General features: G+C 46.9%; 3 protein-coding genes. All 3 read right to left on the reverse strand.

The window, feature by feature from the left end:
- Positions 1–830: Holliday junction branch migration DNA helicase RuvB (gene ruvB / locus AC30RD_RS08940; RefSeq protein WP_489494170.1), on the reverse strand; the 830-nt coding region annotated here is incomplete at its 3' end.
- Positions 827–1,423, reverse strand: coding sequence for a Holliday junction branch migration protein RuvA (gene ruvA, locus AC30RD_RS08945; RefSeq protein WP_489494171.1), 597 nt, complete (start codon positions 1,421–1,423; stop codon positions 827–829). The genes ruvA and ruvB, both read right to left, overlap by 4 nt.
- A partial coding sequence (gene ruvC, locus AC30RD_RS08950) for a crossover junction endodeoxyribonuclease RuvC (protein WP_489494173.1) occupies positions 1,420–1,820 on the reverse strand: 401 nt, incomplete at its 5' end. The genes ruvA and ruvC, both read right to left, overlap by 4 nt.

Below are 1,820 nucleotides of genomic sequence, written 5' to 3' on the forward strand. Positions count from 1 at the left end.
TCAAATTTTTCCATAATGGCAAGCAGGACGCGACGATCCATGTGATCGAAGCCTTGTTCGTCCACATTCAGCTTATTAAGCGCTTTATCGGCGATATCCTGTGTAATACTACCGTCACTTTTTACTTGCGCATAATCACGCACGCGACGTAATAATCGATTAGCTATGCGAGGAGTGCCGCGTGAGCGTTTGGCAATTTCCTCTGCGCCCTTGCTATCAATCTCAACCTTAATAATACCGGCAGCCCGTTTCACGATATGAGTGAGGTCTTCAACATTGTAAAACTCCAAGCGTTGCACAATACCAAAGCGGTCTCGCAGGGGAGAAGTAAGCAACCCTGCGCGGGTGGTGGCACCAACCAGCGTAAAAGGTGGTAAATCAAGCTTGATGGAACGTGCGGCTGGACCTTCACCAATCATAATATCAAGCTGAAAATCCTCCATGGCCGGATAAAGAATCTCTTCAATGACCGGACTGAGACGGTGAATTTCATCCACAAACAAGACATCATTTTCTTCAAGGTTGGTCAAAAGCGCTGCCAGATCACCCGCTTTTTCCAACACTGGGCCAGAGGTCTGGCGCAAGTTGGCGTTTAGCTCATTAGCAATAATATGCGATAACGTGGTTTTACCTAGGCCGGGTGGGCCAAAAATCAACACATGATCAAGCGCTTCACCGCGTGCTTTTGCCGCAGGAATAAAGATTTCCATTTGCTCGCATACTGTGGGTTGTCCCACATAATCTTTTAGATATTTGGGGCGAATCTGCTCTTCAATATCATTGATTTCATCTTCCAAACCAGCAACAGGTGAAATGATGCGATCGTTCATTTAAGGCTCGCTTTAAGCGCTTGCCGCACAATTTCTTCTACCGATAAATCATCGCCCGAATAGGAGGAAACCATTTTACTGGCTTGCGCTGGTTTATAGCCTAGGGCCAGCAGCGCTGCAATAGCTTCCTCTTCAAGATTTCTTAGTATGGGTTTTGCCACAGACTGATTGCTATCCAGTGTGCCATCGGGTTCTGGCAGGCGGTCTCGCATTTCTATAATAAGACGCTCTGCTGTTTTTTTACCAACACCAGGCAGACGAGTAAGGCCTGCCACATCGTTGGCATGAACCAGATGGGCAAACTCATCGGCTGTCATTCCCGAAACAATCGCCAGCGCCATTTTGGGACCAACACCATTAACTTTTAACAAGGTGCGAAACAGGGCGCGCTCTTTTTGTGAACTAAAGGCATACAGTGTGTGGGCATCTTCACGCACAATCAGATGGGTAAAGAGGGTGACCTCCTGATCAAGTTCTGGCAAGTCAATAAAAGTGGTAATGGATGCCAATAGTTCATAACCAACGCCCGCCACATCCAGCATTAAATCGGGTGCCTGTTTATGGATGAGTAGTCCGCGTAATTGTCCAATCATAATGATTCCATTTTTTCAAGTGCTGCCTGCAAGCGAGCTTTAGTCGCACCAACATGTGCGTGACTGAGGGCAATGGCTAACCCATCCGCCGTATCTGTCTGTATTTTTCCTTGTAGGTTTAACAATATTTTTACCATTTGCTGAACCTGGGATTTATCGGCATTGCCTTTGCCAACCACCGCCTGCTTGATTTCTCGGGCACTGTATTCATAAACCGGGACACCTTGCATTACTGTGGCACAAATCGCCGCGCCTCTTGCCTGCCCCAGTTTTAAGGCCGAGGATGGATTATTCGATAAAAATACATCTTCTATGGCCATTTGTTGTGGCTGGTATTCACGAATGATTAATTCAATTTCTTTATCCTGCAAGCTGAGCGACTCTTCCACCACTTCGG

The sequence above is a fragment of the Nitrosophilus sp. genome (assembly GCF_982775275.1).

Bases quoted from the DNA above. Each gene is read 5' to 3' on its own strand.
- ruvA (WP_489494171.1), bottom strand. From the start codon at position 1,423: ATGATTGGACAATTACGCGGACTACTCATCCATAAACAGGCACCCGAT.